Raw genomic sequence first — 20,359 nt, forward strand, 5'->3', positions numbered from 1 at the left:
ACAAGCCGTTCTACGACGCCACCGCACCGGTGCGCGCCAAGTACGGCGCCAACTACGTCGATCTCATGAAGCGCATCGAAGCGGTCAACTGATCCATCTGCCCGCCTCGTCGAGGCCCTGCGCCTGTCGTCCGGCTCCTGCGGGAGCTCGGCACGGGCGTTGGGTCTGTGCCGGCGGCAGCCGGCTTTCTCCTCCTGCCCTTCCCACTCCTGCTCTTCCCACTTCTTCTCCAACACCATGAGCCAACGTTTTCTGTGCTGGATGGACGCCCTCTACGTGGCGGCCGTCTGGCTTTCCGGCGCAGCGATCACGCTGATGTCCCTCATCATTCCCTGGGGCGTCTTCAGTCGCTACGTGCTGGGCACGGGATCGGACTGGCCCGAGCCCATCGCCATTTTGCTGATGATGGTGTTCACCTTCATCGGCGCCTCCGTGGCCTATCGGGCCGGCGGCCACATCGCCGTCACCATGGTCAGCGACCGCCTGCCCGCGCACCTCAAGGGCGCCGTCAACCTGCTGGTCGACTTGCTGATGATGGCGCTGTGCCTGTTCGTGGTGTGGTTCGGCCTCAACCTGAGCCTCGAGACCTGGCGCCAGGGCATTGCCGAGCTGCCGTGGCTGCCGGTCGGTGCGACCTACCTGCCGGTGCCCATCGGCGCGGCCATCACCCTGTTGTTCGTCATCGAAAAACGCCTGCTGGGTCCGCAATCGGATCGGCAGGTCATCTCCCACGAAGCCAGTCACGCGCTGGAGGAAGTCTGACATGGACGCGCTGATTCTTCTGGGCAGCTTCTTTGCCCTGGTGTTCCTGGGCGTGCCGATCGCCTACTCGCTGGGCCTGTCGGCTCTGGTGGGTGCGCTGTGGGTGGACCTGCCGCTCGACGCGGTCATGATCCAGTTGGCGGCCGGCGTCAACAAGTTCTCGCTGCTGGCGATTCCCTTCTTTGTGCTGGCCGGCACCATCATGGCCGAGGGCGGCATGGCGCGCCGGCTGATCGCCTTTGCCGGCGTGCTCGTGGGCTTCATCCGCGGCGGCCTGGCGCTGGTCAACGTGCTGGCCTCGACCTTCTTCGGGGCCATCTCGGGCTCTGCCGTGGCCGACACCGCCTCGATCGGCTCGGTGCTGATTCCCGAGATGGAGAAAAAAGGGTATCCACGCAAGTTCGCCGCGGCCGTCACGGTCAGTTGCTCGGTGCAGGCCATCCTGCTGCCGCCGGGCCACAACGTGGTGCTGTACTCGCTGGCGGCCGGCGGCTCGGTGTCGATTGCCGCGCTGTTCATGGCCGGCGTCTTCCCGGCGCTGCTGCTCGGCGGCGTGATCGCGCTGCTGTGCCTGTGGACGGCCCGCCGCCAGAACTTCCCCAAGGGCGAGGTCATTCCGCTGCGCCAGGCGCTCAAGATCTGCGCCGATGCGCTGTGGGGCCTGATGACCATGGTCATCATCCTGGGCGGCATCATGTCGGGGGTCTTCACGGCCAACGAGTCGGCTGCCATCGCCGTGGTGTGGGCGTTCTTCGTGACCATGTTCATCTACCGCGACTACAAGTGGCGCGACCTGCCCAAGCTGCTGCACCGCACGGTCAAGACGGTGACGGTGGTGATGATCCTGATCGGCTTTGCGGCGGCCTTCGGCTACATCATGACCATCATGATGATTCCGATGACGGTGACGTCTTTCCTCACCAGTCTGTCGGACAACAAGTACGTGCTGCTGGCGCTCATCAACGTTCTGCTGCTGGTGCTGGGGGCGATCATGGACATGGCGCCGCTGATCCTGATCCTCACGCCCATCCTGATGCCCGTCATCAAGATGATCGGTGTCGACCCGGTGCACTTCGGCATGATCATGATGCTCAACCTGGGCATCGGCCTGATCACGCCGCCCGTGGGTGCGGTGCTGTTTACCGGATCGGCGGTGGCCAAACTCTCCATCGGGGAGGTGCTGTCGGCCATGAAACCCTTCTTCCTGGCACTGCTGCTGGTGCTGGGCATGGTCACCTACATCCCCTGGCTGTCGCTGTGGCTGCCCCGGTATCTCGGACTTTGAAGCTTTATTCACACTTACGATGAACAGGGCTCCGGAGCGATCCGGAGCCTTTTTCCCTTTGAGGGCCTGCTCGAGCGGGCATCGGTTTTCAGAAAGAATTTCGACATGTGGTTGACGCGTCGTTCAATGGTGGCCGGCCTGGCCCTGCTGTGCTGTCTGCTGTGGGGAAGCTCGTATCCCGCCATCAAGGGCGGCTACGAGCTGTTCGGACTGGTGGCCAGCGATCTGCCGGGCAAGCTGGTCTTTGCCGGCTGGCGCTTTGCCGGCGCCGGGCTCATGGTCCTGCTGCTGGCGCGGCTGCTGGGCAAGCGGCTCGGCGGACAGGGCAGGCTGGGGGCCTTTCAACTGACGGTGCTCGGGCTGGCCCAGACCACGCTCCAATACGTGTTTTTCTACCTGGGCCTGGCCTACACGACCGGCGTGAAGGGCGCCATCATGAACGCCACGGCCACCTTCTTCAGTGTGCTGATCGCGCACTGGGTCTACCACAACGACAGGCTCACGCATGCCAAGAGCTGGGGCTGCCTGATCGGTTTCGCGGGCGTCATGGTGGTCAACCTCCGCGGCGGAGCCGATGGCCTGCTGGGCGGCTTCTCGTGGATGGGCGAGGGCAGCGTGGTGCTGGCGGCCTTCATCCTCGCGGCCTCGAGCATCTACGGCAAACAGCTGTCGCGGCAGATGGACCCCATGGTCATGACCGGATGGCAACTGCTGATCGGGGGGCTGGCGCTGCTGCTGCTGGGATGGCTGACAGGCGGCGAACTGCACCGCTCCAGCCCGCTGGCCTGGGGACTGCTGGTGTATCTGGCTCTGCTGTCCGCGGTGGCGTTTTCGTTGTGGAGCCTGCTGCTCAAGCACAACCGCGTGAGCCAGGTCACCATCTACAACTTCACCGTGCCGGTCTTCGGTGCAGCGCTGTCGGCCCTGTTCCTCGGCGAGCAACTGCTCGACTGGCATTACCTCGCGGCGCTGATCCTGGTCTGCCTGGGCATCTGGCTGGTGACCCGCGAGTCCCGGCGGGCCTGACCGTTCCGGCCGGAGACCCGCGGCCCGGACGGCCGGGGCCCTGCCCACCGGCGGCCCGTCGTTGCCGCCGTCGTGCAGGTCCGACGCCTGCGCCATCCGGCGCTTCGATCAGATGCCTTTGTTGTTGGGCTGGGCGTAGATCGCCTTCACTGCATCGGTCATCGGAAAACCGAGGTTGACACCCATCGGCGGCACGGGGCTGGTGAACCAGCGGCTGTAGATCCGGGCGATCTCGCCGGATGTCATGAGCCCCGTCACGGTCTCGTCGACCAGCGCCTTGAACTCGGGGTCGTTCTTGCGGAACATGATCCCGTAAGGCTCTTCGCGCAGCGACTCCTTGAGCATCACGAACGCATCGGCCTGGCCCGAGGTGGCGATCATGCTGGCCAGTTGAACGTCGTCGAGCACGTAGGCATCGGCCCGTCCGCTCGACATCAGCAGAAAGGCTTCGGACGGGTCCTTGCCCGAGATCTCCCGCACTTCGACGTTTTCGTTGCGGCGGTAGTTGCGCAGCAACTGGATCGACGTGCTGCCCGCCACGGTGGCAACCGTCTTGTTGCCGAGGTCTGCCAAAGAGCGGATGCCGGAGTCCTTGCGGGTGGCCACCGTGATCGTCGCCACGAAATGGCTGGGCGCGAAATCGACCTGCTCGGCCCGCGCCAGGGTGTTGGTCGTCGTCGCGCAGTCCAGGTCGGCCGTGCCGTTCTGGATCAACGGAATCCGGTTGGTCGACGTCAGCGTGGTGTACCGGACCGCGATATCGTCCATGCCGAGCTTCTGCTTCACGGCGTCCACGATCTTCAGGCAGATGTCGTTGGTGAAGCCGATCGGATCCTTGCCGTCGCCGACCTTGTAGCTGAACGGCAGCGAGGTGTCGCGGTTGCCGATCGTGATCGTTTTCGTGGCTTTGACTTTTGCCAGAGTCCCTTCGGACTGTGCGTGCGAGGCGGTGAATGCGGCGCTCAGCAGCACGGCGGCAAGGACGGTGGGAACGGGAAGCTTCATGGAGGCACCTTGGAGACGGGAAGGAGGGCGAGAGGAGTTACTGCAGTTCCGAGACCGCGGCCCGTAGGGCTTGGCAACCGCGCTCGATCTGTTCTGTGGAGGTGGCAAACGACAACCGCAGGTACGGCGACATGCCATAGGACTGGCCGTCGATCGTGGCAACCGAGGCGCGGTCGAGCAGATAGGCGCTCACATCGACGTCCGACTGCAGCACGGCGCCGGTGTCCGGCCGTCTTTTACCGAGCAGCCCCTGGACGTTGGCAAAGACGTAGAAAGCCCCTGCGGGCGACTGGCATGCGATGCCGTCGGTGGCTTGCAGGCGGCGAATCATGAGATCCCTGCGCGACTGGAACAACGCGGCGGCCGACCGCACGCAGGCCTGATCGCCATCGAGGGCCGCCACCGCTGCGGCCTGGCTCATGGCGCTCGCACAGGTCATCGTCTGGGTCGCCAGCAGGGCCAGCACTTTCATCAGCTCACGCGGGCCGGCGGCATAACCGATGCGCCATCCGGTCATCGCATAGGCCTTGGACACGCCGTTGATCAGCAGGGTCCGGGCCTTCAGGCCGGGCGCCACCGTCAGGATGGAGCGGTGCCGGCCCTCGTCGTAGACGAAGTGTTCGTAGATCTCGTCCGTCAGCACCCAGACCTGGGGATGCGCGTCCAGCACCCGGGCCAGGGCTTCGAGTTCGCCTGCCGTGTAGACCGCACCCGTCGGGTTGCCCGGCGTGTTGAGCACCAGCCACCGTGTGTTGGCGGTAATGGCCTGTTCGAGCGCCTCGGGAGCCAGCTTGAATCCCTGGCTTTCCGGGCAGTCGACGATCACCGGTGTGCCGCCGTTGAGGGTCACCATATCCGGGTACGACACCCAGCACGGCGCAGGGACGATCACTTCGTCGCCGGCTTCCAGGGTCGCCGCCAGTGCGTTGAAGATCAGGTTCTTGGCCCCCACGCCGACGATCACGTCCTGTACGTCGTAGCTCAGGCCGTTTTCCCTGAGCAGCTTGGCCGCCACGGCTTTGCGCAAGGCCGGCGTGCCCAGCGACGAGGTGTATTTGGTCTGGCCCTCGTCGAGCGCCCGCTTGCCCGCTTCGACGATGTGGGCAGGGGTCTGGAAATCGGGTTCGCCGACCGTGAAGTCGACGATTTCGCGGCCCTCGGCGCGCAGGGCGTCCACCCGGGCTTTGGCTGCGATGCTGGGCGAGGGTTTGGCGGCCATCAGCGGCCGGGCGATGCGGAGGTTGGCAGTCATGGTCTTCCTTACAATCCGTGGGCCGAGAGCACCTGGTCGAGCCAGGCCGGGCGGGCGCCCGCCCCGGCGATCTCGGCCCGAATGGCTTCTTCCTTGGCCGCGGTGCGCGCCACGGCGTCCAGCAACCCGGGCGCCGCGCTCTGCGGAAAGCTGACGACGCCGTCCTCGTCGCCGACGATCACGTCGCCCGGCATCACCACCTGCCCGCCGATGGCCACCGGCACGCCGACGGCACCCGGCCCCAGCTTGTAGGGACCCCGGTGCGAGACGGCCCGTGCGTAGCACGGGAAATCCGCCGCGGCGAAAGCGGCGCTGTCGCGGATCGCACCATCGATGACGAAGCCGGCGCATTGCCGCCGGATCGCCTGCAGCATGATCAGTTCACCGACCAGCGCCTGGGTCACCTCGGCACCGCCGTCGATCACCAGGACCTGGCCGGCAGCCAGCTCGGTCAGCGCCTTGTAGATGAACAGGTTGTCGCCGGGGCGAACCTTCACCGTGCAGGCCGTGCCCAGCAGCTTTTTCCGGCCGTGGTAGCGCTGCAGACCGACCATGCCGCTCATGCGCTGAAGGTTGTCGCTGAGATGCGCGGTGGGCACCGGCGCGAAGGAAGCCAGCCATGCGGGGGCGACCGATGTCGGTGCGGCTTCGGAATGGGAAACGGGGGCTTGGAGCAAGCTGGACTCTTTCAGAAACGCAGGCTGTTGAAGGGATGCAGCGCATTCTGAAGAGACTTTTACATAAATAAAAACGATATTTATCGATGTTTTTGAATACTAAAATGGAATGATCAAAAGCCGGCCGGAGAAAAATGCACCATGATGACGTTCAAGCAACTCGAAGCCGTGTTCTGGATCGTCAAGGCGGGCGGATTCAGTCAGGCGGCCGTCCGTCTGCATACCTCGCAGGCCGCGGTTTCCAAGCGGGTGCAAGAGCTCGAGTCGTCGTTCGACATCCAGATCTTCGATCGCAGCGGCCGATCGGCCCGGTTGACGGAGAGGGGAGAGGCCTTTTTCCTCATCGCCAGTCAGTTGCTGGAGAAACGCGATGCCGCAATCGAGGAACTGAGCCGCCCCGACGTCATCGCCCGCCGTCTACGCGTCGGCATCACCGAGCTGACGGCCATGACGTGGTTGCCCAAGCTGGTGGCTTCGATCCATGCCTATTTCCCCAAAGTGGTGCTGGAGCCGACCTTCGACAGCAGCATCGGGCTGCGTGACCGGCTGCTCAACCAGAATCTGGATGTCGTGTTCGTGGCCGAGCATGCGCCGGACGAACTGCTGCTCAGCACGCCGATCGGGGCGGTGCAGCACGCCTGGTTCTGCAAACCCGGCCTGTTGCCTCATGACCGGGCCATCCACGTGCACGATCTGGTGAAGTTCCCCTTGCTGACACAAGGAGCTCATTCCGGAACCGGCCGTTTCTACGACGCCTGGCTGCGCCAAAGAGGCATCCGCCCGACCGAGACCATCACCGTCGGCAATCTGGTCGCGGCGATCGGGCTCACGATGTCCGGACTGGGCGTGAGCTACATGCCCCGCGAGTGCCTGCGGCCGCTGATCCGGTCGGCACAGTTGATGGAGGTCCAGGTGCTGGAGCCGTTGCCGCCCATTCCGTATGTCGGATTGCAGCATTCGGAGCAGGGCCGTTCCTTCCTGTCCTCCATCGTCATGCTGGCGCAGGAGTGCTGCAACTTCAATGAAGTCTTTCAGCACTGATCGATTTCAGACGAATCCGCAAGGGTCTTGTTTCGGAGGATGACTCGGCGAGCGTGCCCTGCGTGCCCGGCAGGTGCGACGGCTAGAATGCGTGATGGCCTACAAAATGTATCCCCGGCGAGACAACGAGTACCTTCTGCAGGACTTCGAAGTCGACAATCCCTCGCTGGTCGTTTTTATGGTCGCCGACAGCGGGGCGGGCGAAGACCTTTGTTTCCAGCTGGATCAGCCTGGCGTCTACGAGTTCATTCGCGATGCCTCGATCGTCGATGACCTGAAGAGCGATCGCCAGGCGCTGGATCGCATCCTGCCGGTTCTCGAGCAACATCTGGGTGAGTCGATCCGTCACATCCGCGCGGTGGGCGTCCTGAACGGCAAGGACAATCTCTGGATGCACCTCAGCCACTGACCCCGCTGGCCGAACACTGCGCAGGCAGGCCCTTCCAGCTTGTATCCCCCATGCCCCGCGTCCTGAAAACGACCCTGCACCCGAGACCTTCCGCTCTTCGTCGATTCGTGATGTGGGTGCTGCTACTGGGGCCGTTCATGGCCGGTGCGTGGGCCCAGACGGCGTCCGCCGCCGAGCCCCCCCCATGCGACCGCCGAGCGACGCCCGCCTGTTTTGTCGCCTTCGCGCTTCCGGCCGGCGCCGGGCGCATGCATTACTACACCTCGCGCCTGCCCGGCGCGGCGCAGGGACCGTCGCCACGGTCGGCGATCGTCGTGATGCACGGGCATCCTCGGGATGCAAACCGCAGTTTCGACGCCGCACTGCTGGCCGCGCGCCGGGCCGGCCGGCTCGATGACACCTTGATCGCCGCTCCGCTGTTCCAGGTCGCCGAGGATCGATCCGCGCGCTGCCGTGCCCGTGGCGTGCCGCCACCCGAGGCCGGCGATGCGTTGTGGACCTGCAGCAGTTGGCTGGACGGCAGTCCATCGCAGGGTGCGGTGCCGATCGGCTCGTTTGCTGCGCTGGATGCGCTGGTCGCGGAACTGGTGCGCCAGTGGCCCGGTTTGCAGACGATCACGCTGGCGGGATTTTCTGCAGGGGCCCAGATGCTGCAGCACAGTGTCGGCTTCGCCGGCGATCCGCCCGCAGGCGTGACGCTCCGGTATGTCATTGCGGACCCGGGAAGCTGGCTTTACTTCGATCCGGTGCGACCCGTGCCCACCCTGGCCGGAAACCCCGTCGGTTGGGAGGCATGCGGTGGCGGAGCGGATTTTCCCGCAGGCTGCACCTTCCGGTTCGACGTGCCGTCCGACCCCGGCGCCTGCAGGGATTACGACGGCTGGAAATACGGCGTCGAGGCACTGCCGGCCGCGTTGGGAAGGCCGGCGGCCGAGGCCAAGGCCCGTTATGCCAAGGCGCAGATCGCCTATCTGGAGGGTGAACGGGACAGCAGTGCGGAAAAGGGGGCGTTCTATCCCATCCTCGACAAATCGTGTGCGGCCCTGCTTCAGGGGCCGTATCGGCTTCAGCGAGGGCAGGCGTACCTGGCTTACGAGCAGGCGTTCATCCCATCCGGCGACAGCCGCAATGGCATCGATCACAGCAGGCGTCTCACCGTGGTGCCCGGCTGCGGACACGATGTCACCTGCGTCTTGCCATCCGAAGCCGCCCGGGCCTCGCTCTTTCCGCCTACGCCATCACCTGCGCCACATTCGGCGAAGTGAGCCAAGGCGGCGTGTGCCATCGGCTGCCGCGACCGTGCGGTGCGCACCGTCAGAAGCCGCGGCTGGGGACCTTCTTGGCCTGCTCCGAACCCGGGCGGAAATGATCCGAAGGGGGCGGGACATACTTGGTGTTCATGTTCGAGAACTGAGGCGGCTGCACGGCGTTCTGGGAGCGAATGGTCCGGGGCCAGGCTTCGCCCGCCGGGGTGAGCTCGTAGGCGTCGGTGCCGCAGGGGGTGACGAGCCGGTCTCTCATCAAGCGCCTCATCACACTCAGGGCCGAAGCCTCGGTCAATCCCATCTGGGTACAGATTTCGGGTGTGTCGACAGCGGCCGCCTTGCCTTGAAGCAGGCGCAGCACCTTGGAGGCGACAGTGCCCATGTCTTGCGTTTTGGTCATGCGGATCGTTTGCGCGGTGAAGGCGCTCCTTGGCTTGTGAGACTACGGCTCGCATCTCAAAGCACACCGACCAGATCCGTCACGCGGCGGCTGGAGGGAATGTCGATCCTCCGAAGAGTGGTCTATGTGCGAGGCTCATCGGACATCATGCCCGATTTTCCTGGCTGCCACCGGTTTTTGTGCAGTCCTTCACGAGTCGCGTTCAACGGCGGCGGGCGGCCCGGCCGGCAGGCTGTCGCAGGCCCAGGCGCCTCGACGCCGAAGCGAGGGCGTGCCTGATGCGTCGTTTCATCAGGTCAGATCGTGGAACTCGCGGCTCAGGTGCGCGGCCAACTGGGCGGCTGCCGCGCTGGGTGCGTCCTGCGCGTTGACATACAGCATGAAGCTTCGCTTGGCGGCAGGCGCGGCCAGGGGAATCATCGCCAGCGTGTAGGGCAGGAGCAGCGGGCGGGTGAAGCCCGGGCCGAACAGCACGCCTTCGTTTTCCGAAGCCAGCGCCAGGGCGGTGCTGAAGTGCCCGACATCGACCGTGTGCTCGAACTGCAACTGGTAACCGGCGTCGCGTGCCAGCCAGCCTGCGCCGCGTTTGTCGACCAGGAAGATCTTCTCGCCGTCGAGCTCCTTCCACTGCACGGATTGGCGGCTGGCAAAACGATGATGGATCGAGCACACCAGGTACAGCGTCGAGGCAAACAAGGGCGTGGCCTGCAGATCGTCGTCGCACAGCCGCTGCGGGCCGATGCCCATGTCGACTTCCTTGCGCAGCAGCAGGCCCTGGAAGTTGTCATACAGCGCGGGTACCTGCACCACCTCGATCTGCGGCCATTGCGCGCGAAAACGGGTCAAGGCAGGCGGCATCAGCGTGCAGCTCAGCAACTGCGTGGTCGCAATGCGGACCCGGCCCGAGCGTTGCAGGCGGATGTCCTCGATGGCGTGCACCGTGGCCTCGTGCTGTTCGAGCATGGTGGTGGCCACTGCGAGCAAGCGGGAGCCCTCGGCGGTCAGGCGCAGGGCACGCGTGGTGCGGTCGAAGACCCGGAAACCGACTTCCTGCTCCAGCGTCTTGATGCTCACGCTCAGCGCGGCGCTGGTGAGGTGCAGCAGCCGCGAGGCCTCGACCAGGCTGCCGGCATGGGCCACGGTGACGAAAACCTTCAGTTGGCGTGTCGAGATGTTCATGGGAGGAATGCCAGACAGGGCAGGGCTGCGCCAAACGGCGCAGCGGCATCGATTGTTAGATGATGTTTAAGAATCGACAAATTTAATTCGATTTCGTTTTTGAATCAACCCGCTTAAATTCACGTCATACCTACCCCGAAACGGAGACAACGTGAGAAAAAATCCCTTGAAGGCCATCTGGGCACGCGGCGGCGTGGCAGTCAGCGCCTGGCTGTCCATTCCTTCCAGCCTGGCCGCCGAAACCCTGGGCCATCTGGGCTACGACGCGGCGACACTCGACCTGCAGCACGGCATGATCAGCTTCGAGCAGGCGCTGGGCATGTTCCAGGCCCTCAGCGCGACACCGGCCATGCCCATGGCGCGGCTCGCGGGCAACGACCCGACGTCGATCTGCCGGGTGCTCGACGCGGGCGCCTACAGCGTGATCTGTCCCATGATCTCGAGCGCCGAGGAAGCCCGGGCCTTTGTCTCGGCCTGCCGCTACGCGCCGTTGGGCACACGCTCGTATGCACCGGTGCGCGGGCAACTGTACGGCGGGTCGGATTACTTTCCGCACGCCAACGAAGAGATCGTGAAGATGGCCATGATCGAGACCCGAGGCGGCCTCGACGCGCTCGACGAGATCCTGGCGGTGGAAGGGCTCGACGGCATCTTCGTCGGTCCCAACGACCTGGCCATTGCCCTGGGCCAGCCTCCGTCGAGCGAATCCGACCATCCGGATGTGCGGAACGCCATTCACACCATCTGCACCCGCACCCGTGCGAAGGGCAAAGTGGCTGGCATCCTCTGCTCGGGGCCCCAGGCGGCCTTGCAGCGCATCGAGCAGGGATTCAACTTCGTGACCTGCGGCGGCGACATCGGATTGCTGACCAAGGTGTCGCGCGAATCCGTGGCGGCGGTTCACGCCGGCCTGCCGGCTTGAGCCGCAGGGCCCGGTATGCCCGGCCCGAACCGACGCGAAATACAAGACAGAAAAAATGCAGAAAAAGACAGGAGACAAGACATCATGATCCATCGTGCTTTTGCGGCGCCTCGGCGCCACTTCAACGGCTGTGCGCTGGCCGCCGCCGCCGCGGTCTCGGGCCTGCTGGCCTGCTCCCCGGCCGTCGCGGCCGAGGACATCGCAGCGTGGCCCTCCAAGCCCGTCAAGCTCATCGTGCACTCCACCGCCGGTGGCGCTTCGGATGTGCAGGCTCGACTCCTTGCCGATGGCCTTCGCCAGAAATGGGGGCAGCCGGTCATCATCGACAACCGTGCCGGGGCCAACGGGCTGATCGCCACGCAGGCTCTCAAGGCCGCCCCTGCAGACGGCTACACGCTCATGCAGACGGCCACCGGCCCGGTGGCGATGAACGTGTTGATGCACGGCAAGGCCTATGACCCGGCGCAGGCCTTCGCGGCCATCGCCCCCGTCGCCAGCACCTACATGATCGTGGTGGCCGGGGTCAACCAGCCCTACGACGACCTGGCAGGACTGGCTGCGTATTCCAAGGCCACGCCGGGCAAGGTCTCGTACGCCAGCGCGGGCGTGGGCGCGGTGCCGCACATCGGGACCGAGTTCGTCAATCTCAAGCTCGACGGCGGGCTCACGCACGTTCCCTATCGGGGCGAGTCGCAGTTCATTCCGGATCTGCTGTCTGGCACGGTGTCGTCGGCCATGATGATCGCGGGTTCGGCTCTGCCGCTGATCAAGTCGGGCAAGCTCAAGCCGCTGGCGGTCACCGCCAGCCGCCGCAGTCCCGCCTTGCCCGATGTCAAGACGCTGGACGAGCAGGGCGTGGGGGCCACGCTGCCCCTGTGGTGGGGGTTCATCGCACCGACCGGTACGCCGCCCGCCATCCTGGACAAGGTCAATCGCGATCTGCGCGAGGTTCTGGCCGACCCGGCGCTGCGCAAGCGTTATGCGGATATGGTGCTCGAAGTGCCGCCCGAGTCGACACCGGCGCAGTTTCAGGCGTCGATGGTCGACGAAGCGGCGAAGTGGGCCGACATGGTCCGCAAGACCCGCATCACGCTCACAGCGGAATGAAGGAATCGCGCATGCATTTTTTCAGTGGCAAAACGGTGGTCGTCGCTGCCGTTTCGACTCCCGCAGGCAGCGGCTTCGTGGCGGGGCCGCAAGTGTCGGCCCATCTGGGCAGGGCCTGTGCACTGGCCTTCAGCGCCAGAGGGGCGAGGGTCTGGGCCATCGACACGGATGCCGGCGCGCTGGCCGCGTTGGCGCGTGAGGCCCGCCGTCACGGCGGGTGGCTCGAGACCATCGAAGCCGACCCTTGCGACCCGCAGGCGCTGGCCCAGGCCGCCGAACTCTGCAGCCGTGACGGAACGTCGGTCCACGCCTTGATCAACTGCCAGGCCCAAGCCGTCGTGGGCACCCTCGAAACGACCTCGGCACAGGCCTGGCAACGGGCGCTGGAGGTCAACCTGCTCGGTCCCATCCACGCCACGCAGGCTTTTCTGGGCTTGCTCAAGCGTGCCGGCGGTGCTGCAGTGGTTCATGTCGGATCGGTGGATGGAACGCTGGGCAATCCCCAGTTGCCCACCTATTCGGTGGCCAAGGGCGGACTGGTGCCGTTGACCCATCTGATGGCCGACGAGTTTGCGGCGCATGGCATCCGTGTCAACTGCGTGGCCCGGGCCATGACAGCCGACCGGGGCGTCGGTCTGCCGGCTGCCTTTGTGCCTCTGGTTGCACAGACCCCGATGGGGCGACCCGGCTACCCCGAGGAAGTCGCATCGGCCGTGTGTTTCCTCGCCTCGGACGAGGCCACCTACGTCACGGGCGTCGTCCTGCCCGTCGACGGTGGCCGCACGGCCCTCACCCCGGGAACGCGCAGATCCGGCCCGGCACCGGCCCAGGGCCCCGAGACGCCCCGCTGATTCTTCCATCGGCTTCGACCACTCGTGCGGCTCGTCCGCGTTCAGGAACCTTCATGTCTTCTTCTTTTGCCTTCAGCGGCCAGCCCTTGCGTGTGGGCGTGCTCGGCTGCGCCAATATCGCCCGCCAATTCATTCGCGATGTGCGCGGCAGCACGCGCCTGGTGGTGACGACCGTGGCCAGCCGCCAGGCCGACAACGCCCAGACCTTTGCACGCGAGAATCAAGTCGAGCGGGCGCTCGGCAGCTACGAGGCCCTGCTGGCCGACCCCGACGTCGATGCCATCTACCTGCCCTTGCCCAACAGCCTGCATGCGCCTTGGGCCATCGCGGCCGTCCGTGCAGGCAAACATGTGCTGTGCGAAAAACCGCTGGCGCTGAATCTGCACGAGGCCCGGCAGATGGCCGAAGCCGCAGCACAGCACGGTGTGGTGTTGCTCGAGAGTTATCCCTACGCACACCAGCCCCAGACGCAGGCTCTGCTGGGCCTGGTGCGGGACGGCAGCATCGGCGAGGTGGTGTCGGTGTCCGCCAGCTTCGGTTTTTCAGCGGGCAACCCGCAGACCAACATCCGTTTTCAACCGAGTCTCGGCGGCGGGGCGTTGCTCGATGCCGGGAGCTACCCGGTCAGCCTGATCCGGCTGGTGATGGGCGAGGCGCCACGCCGTGTGCTGGCCATGGCCAGCTATGCCTCCAGCGATGTCGACATGCGCACCGCCGCGCTGCTGGAGTATGCAGACGGCCGGCATGCCATGCTGTCGTGCGCCATGGACACGGCCAATCACCGGCACGCCGTGATCGCCGGCCGCAAGGGCACCATCGAAACGGAGTATCTCAATCACGCCAGCGACCGGCCCGAGGGCGATGCGCACGGCTATCTGCCCAGCCTGCTGAGAATCCGGCGTGGCACGCTGCAGAGCCTGCCGTTCGAAGCGGTCTCGACGCCCAGCGGCAGCGGTTTCCGGTTTGCTGCGGAAGCCTTTGCGGATCTGGTCGCGCGCCACGACCTGGCCGCGGCGCAGCAGGCCGCACGGGCCAGCATCGACATCGCCGCGACGCTGGATGCCATTGCCCTCAGTGCGAGGACGGGGCAGGCGGTCGAGCTGCGTATCGACGCTTAGGGCGGGCGGACCGCTCTGTGTGCGGCTCAGGCACGCGCCAGGCCAGCCGCTTTCGCCACCTGCCCATCGTCCGGCCGGATGCCGGTGTAGAGCACGAACTGCTCGAGTGCCTGCAGCACGGCGACGTCGGCGCCCGAAATGCGCTGCCGGCCCAGGCGCGACGCGGCCTGCATGAGCGGCGTTTCCACCGGCGTCGCCACGACGTCGAAGACCACCTCGGCGCGCGCCACCTGATCGACAGAGAACGCCAGCCGGTCGGCATCGGCACCCGCCATGCCCAGGGGCGTCGCGTTGATGAGCAGGGCCGCATCGAGGCCTTCTGCCTCCGGCGCCCAGTCGTAGCCGTAGCTGCGGGCCAGTTCGCGTCCGACGCCTTCGTTGCGCGCCACGATCGTCCCGCTCCGATGGCCCCGATCACGCAGCGCGGCTGCCACGGCCTTGGCCATGCCGCCCGCGCCGCGCAAGACAAACGGCGTGGCTGCCGCGATGCCCGCGCGATTCAGCAGCTCGGCCACGGCGCTGTAGTCGGTGTTGTAGCCCGTCAGATGGCCGGCGTCGTTGACGATCGTGTTGACGCTATCGATGGCGGCGGCAGACGCATCGAGTCGGTCGAGCAGGGGGATCACCGCTTCCTTGAAGGGCATCGAAATCGCACAGCCCCGGATACCCAGCGCCTTTACGCCGCCGATCGCGGCAGCCAGATCGGTAGTAGTGAACGCCTTGTACACAAAGTCCAGTCCGAGCATCTCGTAGAGGGCATTGTGGAAACGAGAGCCGAAGCGTCCGGGCCTTGCGGCCAGCGACATGCAGAGTTGGGTTGCGGGACCGATCGGCGGCTTGGCGGGAGGGTGAGCTTCTTGTGTCATCGCTGCATTCGGCCAGAAAGCCGAAAACCCAGTGAACCCGGGGGAAACCCTGGGTCCCGCTCCGCGCGGCCGTTGCCAGCGGGCAGAGCCGCGTCGATCACGTCGGCGTAGTCTCGCGCCGACGCCAAGGCCATCTGCTTTCGGACAGTCGAGCCCTAGGGAAAGAAAGGGCTTTCCTGTAGCCTCGGACAGAGGAGTTGAGCCGCCCGTCGGGCGCTCCACAGTCGATGGGCGCAAGCCGGTGCGGTGCAGTTCCTGAGAACAAGTTGTGAGACCACGACTCGGATCGAAACACCCACGCCACAGGAGCGCCCCATGCCGAAGAAACCCGCCGCCGGAATTCCCAACGAAGCCCAGGCCTCGCCCGCATCCACGAACCCTCTCGACCAGGCCATTCCGGGCTCCGGCCGGCCCGCCGTGAAGACGCGGGTCGGGCAGGGCGGCGAAACCCACCAGGATGTCGACATGGGCAGCGGCCCTGGCGATGCGCAAGCCCACCTCACCGACAACTTCGGACACCGCATTTCGGACAACCAGAATTCGTTGAAGGCCGGCGAGCGGGGGCCGACGCTGCTCGAGGATTTTGTGCTGCGCGAGAAGATCTTCCATTTCGACCACGAGCGCATTCCCGAGCGCATCGTGCACGCACGCGGCTCGGGCGCCCACGGGGTGTTCGAATGCACACAGGCCATCCCGGAGCTCACCCAGGCCTCCATCTTCCAGAAGAAGGGCAACAGCTGCCCGGTGTTCGTCCGTTTCTCGACCGTGGCCGGCGGCGCAGGCTCGGTCGACACGCCGCGCGACGTGCGCGGCTTCGCAGTCAAGTTCTACACGGACGCGGGCAACTGGGACCTGGTCGGCAACAACATCCCGGTCTTCTTCATCCAGGACGCCATCAAGTTCCCCGACCTCATCCACAGCGTGAAGATGGAAGCCGACCGGGGATATCCGCAAGCCGCTTCGGCCCACGACACCTTCTGGGATTTCATCGGCCTGGTGCCCGAGTCCATGCACATGATCATGTGGGCGATGTCGGACCGGGCCATTCCACGCAGCCTGCGCATGATCGAAGGGTTCGGGGTGCACACCTTCCGTTTTGTGAATGCTCAGGGGGAGGGGCGTTTCGTCAAGTTCCACTGGAAACCCGAGCTGGGCCTCGAGTCGACGACATGGGACGAAGCGGTCAAGATTGCCGGGGCCGATCCGGACTTCCACCGCCGCGATCTGTACGAGGCGATTGCCTCGGGTTCGCCGCCGTCGTGGAACCTGGGCGTGCAGGTGTTCGACGAGGCCTGGGCCGCGCGACAGCCTTACGACGTGCTGGATGCGACCAAACTCATTCCCGAAGAAGACGTGCCCGTGCAAGTCATCGGCCGGCTGACGCTGGATCGCAATCCGTCCAACTTCTTTGCCGAGACCGAGCAGGTCGCTTTCCTGCCGTCCAACGTGATTCCAGGCATCGATTTCACGAACGATCCTTTGTTGCAGGGGCGCTTGTTTTCTTACCTCGACACCCAGAAATCGCGGCTCGGCACCACCAACTTCCACCAGATTCCCATCAATGCGCCCAAGTGCCCGTTCCATAACTTCCAGCGCGACGGCATGATGCAGACGCTGGTGCCGACCGGGCGTGCCAACTACGAACCCAACAGCCTGCACGAGGCCGGCGAGGACAGCGGCCCCAGGGCCTGTCCCGAGACGGGTTTCACCTCGTTTCAAGAAAATGCCGAGCGCAACGACGGCAATCACAAGTTGCGGCTGCGTCCCGAAGCGTTCGCCGACCACTACAGCCAGGCGCGCCAGTTCTTCCGGTCGCAGACCGCGAACGAACAGGCCCACATCGCCTCGGCGCTGGTCTTCGAGCTGTCCAAGGTATCGCTCGAGCATGTCCGCCTGCGCATCCTGGCCCGCTTGCGCCAGGTCGACGAATCGCTGGCCGCTCGCGTGGCCGACGGCCTCGGCATGCCGCTGCCCGACAAGGCTCCCGCCGCACGCGAGCCCATCGAGCTCAAGCCCTCGGACGCGCTGTCCATCCAGAAACAAGCAGGCAACGTCTGGACCGGCCGCAAGGTGGGCATTCTGTTTGCGCAGGGTTCCGACAAGGCCGCGATCGAAAAACTCAAGAAGTCCATCGAAAAAGCCGGAGGCACGGCATTTCTGGTGGCGCCCAAGGTGGGGGGCTTGCCCGTGAAGGGCGGCACGCTCAAGGCGGACGGCCAACTGGCAGGCTCGCCTTCGGTGCTGTTCGATGCGGTCGCCAGCATCCTCATGCCCGATCAGGCCCAGGCGCTGTGCAGCGATGCGGCAGCCGTCCAGTGGTTCATGGACGCGTATGGCCATTGCAAGACGATCGCGCATTGCGACGGCACCCGTGTCCTGCTCGAGAAAGCGGGTGTCGATGCGGGAGGCGAGGGCGTGGTCGCCATCGAGGCGCTGGTGAAGACCGGGCCGCGCCGGCATTGGTCTCGCGAACCGCAGGTCCGCGACCTGGCCTGATTCGGCCGAAGCTCTGAAACGAGCTTCGCCGCCGTCGAAGTCGGACGGCAAGCATCCCGGACCACGACGGCAGCGTGCGGCACTCCCGCAACTGCCGTCTTTTCATTTGTGCGCCGCTTGCTGGCAGGGCGTTACGGCGTAGCCGGCCTGTGTCGCACCGGTGGGGCAGGCCTGCCCGCATCCGCCATCCTCTCGCTGTGGACATCGCTGTTGGTTGGACGAGACATTACACCTCGTTTACATAAGACTAATAATAATCATTTTTAGTTGTGTTAATAGAATCCGTCCTCTTCTAAAAACAATGTCGAGGGACACAACACATGACGCCAGACACCGCAGCTCGCCATGCGGCAGACGCCAGCCGCACCGCACGGCAATCTTCAACGATCGACAGCACACGAAAACCCGGAGCACACCATGGCCTTCGTGCCGTGGCTGCAGGGGTTGCGCTGCTGACCCTGACGGCAGGCCCGGCCTGGGCACAGACCGAGACCACCGGCCAGACCGGCGCAGCGGAAAAAACGCTGTCCACCGTGACGGTCAAGGCCGACGCGCTGGACCCGGACGACGCCCGGGCCCCCAGCGTCTCCACCGCAACCAAGACGGCCATGGACGTCAAGGACATTCCGCAAAGCATCGACTCCATCGAAGTCAGCAAATTCAAGACCTACGGCATCAACGACCTGAGCGTGATGCTGCAGGGCGTGCCCGGCGTCGAGACCTACTACGACACGCGGGGCGAAGGCGTGATGATCCGCGGCTTCGAAGCCAGCTATGGGGACATGTACCGCGACGGCATCCGCGAAAGCGGCCAGGTGCGCCGCAGCACGGCCAACGTGGAGCGCATCGAGGTGCTGAAGGGACCGGCCTCCGTGCTGTACGGCCGTGGAGCAGGCGGCGGCGTGGTCAACATGGTCAGCAAGCAGGCCAGCTTCGATGCGGTCAGCAGCGTGGGCCTGCGTGCCGGTTCGTGGCAGAACGTCGGTGCCACCGCCGACATCAACCGCGTGCTCAACCCCAACTGGGCCGTGCGGCTCACAGCCGACCGCGAGCAGGCGCATAGCTTTCGAGACGGCATCCGCAACCGCAACACCATGGTCTCGCCCAGCGTGGCCTACGACAACCACAAGGGCCTGACCTGGGTGGCGCAGTACACCCACGACAACGTGTGGCGTGTGCCCGATCGCGGACCTTCCTACGACAATCTGCCGCCCGGCGTGTCGCTGCGCAACGGCTTTGCCCACCCGGGCGACTACATCGAAGACGAATTGCGCATGTTCCGCTCGGTGCTGGCCTACGAATGGGCGCCCGATTGGTCGGTGCGCTGGACCGCCAGCCACCGCACGGCCGAGCAGAACTTCGACCATTTCTATCTCGGCACCTATTGCAATGCCGCCGGACGGACCAGCACCGGTACCACCTGCACCTGGCCCGGCGCGGTGCGTCAGAGCTATGCCTGGCAAGAGACCAAGAACGTCACCAAGACGCAGATGGTGGATGTCACCGGCAAGGCCTCGACCTGGGGTATCGGGCACGACCTGCTGGCCGGCTTCGAGTTCAGCGAAGAAGAGCGCGCCCCGCGTCTCTTCAGCACCAACGCCACCAACGCATATATCGATCCATACAACCCCCCGGGCCCGCTGGGCTGGTCGGCACGTCCGGTGCGCGGTGCGCCGTCGCAGCACAACCTGCACGAAGTGCGTTCGCGTGCGCTGTACGTGCAGGACGTGATCAGCTTCACCCCGCAGTGGAAGCTCATGGCGGGCGCCCGCTACGACAGCTACGACTTCCGCAGCACCAACCGCATCAACGGTTTCCTGCGCGATACCGGCGGCAGTGCCTGGAGCCCCCGTGCCGGCCTGGTGTGGCAGCCGGTGAAGGACCATAGCGTGTACGTCTCTTACAGCAAGAGCTACGCGCCCTATGGCGGACGCGGCATCATCTCGATATCGACAACGCAGGATGCGGTCTTCGATTCCGAACCCGAGTACTCGCGCCAGTACGAAGCCGGCATCAAGAGCGACTGGTTCGACGGCCGCCTGTCCACGCAGTTCGCCGTGTACGACCTGCGCCGCTACAACATTCGCTACCAGCCCGATCTCAACGATCCCTACCTCTGGGCCGTGCGCGGCGCGGACCGTTCGCGTGGCGTCGAGTTCAGTGCCAGCGGCCGTGTCGCCAGCAACTTCTACCTGCGCGGCGGCCTGGGCATCCAGAGCAGCAAGGTGCTCGAAGACCGCATGAACCCGGCCAACGAAGGCAAACGACTGGCAAACACCGGCACCGTCAACGGCAGCCTGTACGCCCGTTATGTGCCCGATCCGGCCTGGTATGGCGAGATCGGAACCACCTTCGTGGGCAGCCGCTCGACCAGTCTGACGTCGCCCATCCAGGTGCCTGGCTATGCGCGCTGGGATGCATCCATCGGCTGGCGTCCGCTGCCATGGACGGTCACGCTGGCCGTCACCAATCTGTTCGACAAGACCTACTGGCGCTCGAACAGCATGCCGGGCGCTCCGCGCACCTTCCTGGTCAGCGGTTCCTACCTGTTCTGACACCGGCTCTGGCGCGGAGGCGACGGCGGGAGGCGTGAGGCCAGCGTACGCGGCCCCTGTGCCGCCCGTTCGCCGGTCTCCGGCCGTCGCTCGAAGAAGAACGGGCCCGGACGAACATTCCGGGCCCAGAGGCGCGGGCGCGC

The 20,359-nt window shown here is 65.4% G+C and carries 18 protein-coding genes; 12 read left to right on the plus strand and 6 right to left on the minus strand.

Annotated features, from left to right (window positions below; genetic code table 11):
• The first annotated feature begins 237 nt into the window (after positions 1 to 237).
• The 3 genes from EC845_RS01275 to EC845_RS01285 all read left to right on the plus strand — a co-directional run bounded on the left by EC845_RS01275 (position 238) and on the right by EC845_RS01285 (position 3,073).
• A complete protein-coding gene (locus EC845_RS01275) occupies positions 238 to 762 on the plus strand; it encodes a TRAP transporter small permease (protein ID WP_123295416.1) in 525 nt (174 codons plus the stop codon).
• A gap of 1 nt (position 763) precedes the next feature.
• Positions 764 to 2,047 carry a TRAP transporter large permease gene (locus EC845_RS01280; RefSeq protein WP_123295417.1) on the plus strand — a complete coding sequence of 428 codons (1,284 nt, stop codon included), beginning with the start codon at positions 764 to 766 and terminating at the stop codon, positions 2,045 to 2,047.
• A gap of 105 nt (positions 2,048 to 2,152) precedes the next feature.
• Positions 2,153 to 3,073, plus strand: coding sequence for a DMT family transporter (locus tag EC845_RS01285; RefSeq protein ID WP_123295418.1), 921 nt, complete (start codon positions 2,153 to 2,155; stop codon positions 3,071 to 3,073).
• A gap of 108 nt (positions 3,074 to 3,181) precedes the next feature.
• Here the strand turns inward: EC845_RS01285 and EC845_RS01290 are convergent, their stop codons facing one another.
• Genes EC845_RS01290 through EC845_RS01300 form a run of 3 tightly spaced genes read right to left on the minus strand, consistent with a single transcriptional unit; the run spans position 3,182 to position 6,007 of the window.
• Positions 3,182 to 4,078, minus strand: coding sequence for an amino acid ABC transporter substrate-binding protein (locus EC845_RS01290; RefSeq protein ID WP_123295419.1), 897 nt, complete (start codon positions 4,076 to 4,078; stop codon positions 3,182 to 3,184).
• A gap of 37 nt (positions 4,079 to 4,115) precedes the next feature.
• Entirely contained in the window at positions 4,116 to 5,330 is a 1,215-nt protein-coding gene (locus tag EC845_RS01295; protein WP_123295420.1) for an aminotransferase class I/II-fold pyridoxal phosphate-dependent enzyme, read from the minus strand.
• A gap of 8 nt (positions 5,331 to 5,338) precedes the next feature.
• Complete coding sequence (locus EC845_RS01300; RefSeq protein WP_123295421.1) at positions 5,339 to 6,007, minus strand: RraA family protein; 669 nt, start codon at positions 6,005 to 6,007, stop codon at positions 5,339 to 5,341.
• 141 nt (positions 6,008 to 6,148) lie between these two features.
• Between EC845_RS01300 and EC845_RS01305 the strand changes: the two genes are divergently transcribed.
• The 3 genes from EC845_RS01305 to EC845_RS01315 all read left to right on the plus strand — a co-directional run bounded on the left by EC845_RS01305 (position 6,149) and on the right by EC845_RS01315 (position 8,722).
• On the plus strand, positions 6,149 to 7,048 hold the full coding sequence (locus EC845_RS01305; RefSeq protein ID WP_370451220.1) for a LysR family transcriptional regulator: 900 nt from the start codon (positions 6,149 to 6,151) through the stop codon (positions 7,046 to 7,048).
• Between the two features lie 94 nt (positions 7,049 to 7,142).
• A complete protein-coding gene (locus EC845_RS01310) occupies positions 7,143 to 7,457 on the plus strand; it encodes a hypothetical protein (RefSeq protein WP_123295422.1) in 315 nt (104 codons plus the stop codon).
• 110 nt (positions 7,458 to 7,567) lie between these two features.
• Positions 7,568 to 8,722 (plus strand): hypothetical protein, encoded by a 1,155-nt coding sequence (locus EC845_RS01315; RefSeq protein WP_123295423.1) that lies wholly within the window; start codon positions 7,568 to 7,570, stop codon positions 8,720 to 8,722.
• Positions 8,723 to 8,771: 49 nt separating this feature from the next.
• Here the strand turns inward: EC845_RS01315 and EC845_RS01320 are convergent, their stop codons facing one another.
• Both EC845_RS01320 and EC845_RS01325 read right to left on the minus strand, forming a co-directional pair.
• Positions 8,772 to 9,122 (minus strand): hypothetical protein, encoded by a 351-nt coding sequence (locus tag EC845_RS01320; RefSeq protein WP_123295424.1) that lies wholly within the window; start codon positions 9,120 to 9,122, stop codon positions 8,772 to 8,774.
• A 291-nt stretch (positions 9,123 to 9,413) separates the two neighbouring features.
• Entirely contained in the window at positions 9,414 to 10,301 is an 888-nt protein-coding gene (locus tag EC845_RS01325) for a LysR family transcriptional regulator (RefSeq protein ID WP_123295425.1), read from the minus strand.
• Positions 10,302 to 10,452: 151 nt separating this feature from the next.
• On the opposite strand from EC845_RS01325, the gene EC845_RS01330 reads away from it, so the two are divergent.
• The 4 genes from EC845_RS01330 (at position 10,453) to EC845_RS01345 (ending at position 14,299) form a co-directional block, all read left to right on the plus strand.
• Positions 10,453 to 11,223: an HpcH/HpaI aldolase/citrate lyase family protein gene (locus tag EC845_RS01330; RefSeq protein WP_123295426.1), complete on the plus strand. Its 771-nt coding sequence runs from the start codon at positions 10,453 to 10,455 to the stop codon at positions 11,221 to 11,223.
• 84 nt (positions 11,224 to 11,307) lie between these two features.
• Positions 11,308 to 12,330, plus strand: a complete 1,023-nt coding sequence (locus EC845_RS01335) for a tripartite tricarboxylate transporter substrate binding protein (protein WP_158615578.1) — start codon at positions 11,308 to 11,310, stop codon at positions 12,328 to 12,330.
• An 11-nt stretch (positions 12,331 to 12,341) separates the two neighbouring features.
• Positions 12,342 to 13,181: an SDR family NAD(P)-dependent oxidoreductase gene (locus EC845_RS01340; protein WP_158615579.1), complete on the plus strand. Its 840-nt coding sequence runs from the start codon at positions 12,342 to 12,344 to the stop codon at positions 13,179 to 13,181.
• A 53-nt stretch (positions 13,182 to 13,234) separates the two neighbouring features.
• Positions 13,235 to 14,299 carry a Gfo/Idh/MocA family protein gene (locus EC845_RS01345; RefSeq protein ID WP_123295429.1) on the plus strand — a complete coding sequence of 355 codons (1,065 nt, stop codon included), beginning with the start codon at positions 13,235 to 13,237 and terminating at the stop codon, positions 14,297 to 14,299.
• A 26-nt stretch (positions 14,300 to 14,325) separates the two neighbouring features.
• Here the strand turns inward: EC845_RS01345 and EC845_RS01350 are convergent, their stop codons facing one another.
• Positions 14,326 to 15,165: a shikimate 5-dehydrogenase gene (locus tag EC845_RS01350; RefSeq protein ID WP_123295430.1), complete on the minus strand. Its 840-nt coding sequence runs from the start codon at positions 15,163 to 15,165 to the stop codon at positions 14,326 to 14,328.
• Between the two features lie 315 nt (positions 15,166 to 15,480).
• On the opposite strand from EC845_RS01350, the gene EC845_RS01355 reads away from it, so the two are divergent.
• Both EC845_RS01355 and EC845_RS01360 read left to right on the plus strand, forming a co-directional pair.
• Positions 15,481 to 17,661: a catalase gene (locus tag EC845_RS01355; protein ID WP_123295431.1), complete on the plus strand. Its 2,181-nt coding sequence runs from the start codon at positions 15,481 to 15,483 to the stop codon at positions 17,659 to 17,661.
• Between the two features lie 320 nt (positions 17,662 to 17,981).
• On the plus strand, positions 17,982 to 20,216 hold the full coding sequence (locus EC845_RS01360) for a TonB-dependent siderophore receptor (protein WP_123295432.1): 2,235 nt from the start codon (positions 17,982 to 17,984) through the stop codon (positions 20,214 to 20,216).
• The last annotated feature ends 143 nt before the right edge of the window (positions 20,217 to 20,359 follow it).

It is taken from the genome of Comamonas sp. BIGb0124 (assembly GCF_003752175.1).
Taxonomy (GTDB): Bacteria; Pseudomonadota; Gammaproteobacteria; order Burkholderiales; family Burkholderiaceae_C; genus Comamonas_F.